This window comes from Pseudomonas sp. NPDC087346 (assembly GCF_044744235.1).
GTDB lineage: Bacteria > Pseudomonadota > Gammaproteobacteria > Pseudomonadales > Pseudomonadaceae > Aquipseudomonas.
Genome location: NZ_JBIUXX010000168.1, coordinates 1 through 1,421 on the forward strand (window position 1 = coordinate 1; position 1,421 = coordinate 1,421).

Sequence of the window (1,421 nt, forward strand, 5' to 3'; positions counted from 1 at the left end):
GTTCCAGCTGAGCACGGGTAACGGTGCCAACCTTAACGGTGTTCGGACGAGCGGAACCGCTGGTCAGACCGGCCGCTTTCTTCAGCAGAACCGAAGCAGGCGTGGATTTGGTTTCGAAAGTGAAGCTACGGTCGCTGTAGACAGTGATGATCACTGGAGTCGGCAGACCTGGCTCAAGACCCTGAGTACGGGCGTTGAAAGCCTTGCAGAATTCCATGATGTTCACGCCGTGCTGAACCAGAGCAGGACCACCAGCAGGACTTGGGTTAGCCTGAGCGGCCTTCCCTTGCAGCTTGATGTAAGCGGTAATCTTCTTGGCCATGAGGCACTCCAATTACGGGTTCGAACGCCTCGAAAGGCTCCCCGGTTACTTGCGCGTTTATCCCAGTGACGACAAAACCCCACAGCCTAAGGCTGCGGGGTTGGGATGCTTTTCAGTTAGACCTTTTCGACCTGACTGAACTCCAACTCTACCGGGGTAGAGCGTCCGAAAATGAGCACCGCGACCTGGATCCGGCTCTTTTCGTAGTTAACTTCTTCAACAACGCCGTTGAAATCGGCGAATGGACCGTCATTGACACGTACCGTCTCACCTGGCTCGAACAACGTCTTCGGCTTCGGCTTATCGCTACCATCAGCAACGCGACGCAGAATTGCTTCTGCCTCTTTATCCGTAATTGGTGCAGGCTTATCGGCAGTACCGCCAATGAAACCCATCACTCGAGGAGTATCCTTGACCAAGTGCCAAGTACCCTCATTCATATCCATCTGAACCAGCACGTAACCTGGGAAGAATTTACGTTCACTTTTGCGTTTCTGGCCATTACGCATTTCAACCACTTCTTCAGTGGGAACCAGAATTTCGCCGAAGCCATCTTCCATGCCAGCCAGCTTCACACGCTCGACCAGCGAGCGCATAACATGCTTCTCGTAACCCGAGTAAGCATGAACAACGTACCAACGCTTAGCCACGGGACACCCTTAGCCAACAATCAAGGAAACAAGCCAACCGAGCAGGGAATCAAGCCCCCACAACAGCAACGCCATAACCAGAACAACAGCCACAACAATCAATGTGGTCTGCGTGGTTTCTTGGCGAGTTGGCCACACGACTTTACGGATCTCGGTGCGAGCTTCCTTAACCAGTACAAAGAAAGACTTGCCCTTCGCAGTCTGCAGGCCTACAAAGGCAGCTACAGCAGCGATGACCAGCAAAGCTAGTACACGGTACAGGATCGGCGAAGCAGAATAATACTGATTGCCAACAACGCCAACAACCACCAAGGCGACTACTACAAGCCACTTGAGCAGATCGAAGCGAGAGCCTTGAGCTTCAGCTTTAGGAGTCATCTATGAAGATCCTGTGAAAAGAAAGCCAGACACACCTCGTGAATCTGGCAGGTCAGGAGGGAATCGAACCC

The 1,421-nt window shown here is 52.8% G+C and carries 3 protein-coding genes; all 3 read right to left on the reverse strand.

Annotation, left to right across the window (positions count from 1 at the left end; all coding sequences use genetic code 11):
* Positions 1–322: 50S ribosomal protein L11 (gene rplK, locus ACIOZM_RS31825; protein ID WP_401221651.1), on the reverse strand; the 322-nt coding region annotated here is incomplete at its 3' end.
* A 116-nt stretch (positions 323–438) separates the two neighbouring features.
* The gene (nusG, locus tag ACIOZM_RS31830) at positions 439–972 is read right to left on the reverse strand and encodes a transcription termination/antitermination protein NusG (protein WP_007916492.1); all 534 of its coding nucleotides are present in this window, start codon (positions 970–972) and stop codon (positions 439–441) included.
* 9 nt (positions 973–981) lie between these two features.
* Entirely contained in the window at positions 982–1,350 is a 369-nt protein-coding gene (secE, locus tag ACIOZM_RS31835; protein ID WP_007916493.1) for a preprotein translocase subunit SecE, read from the reverse strand.
* Between the last annotated feature and the right edge of the window lie 71 nt (positions 1,351–1,421).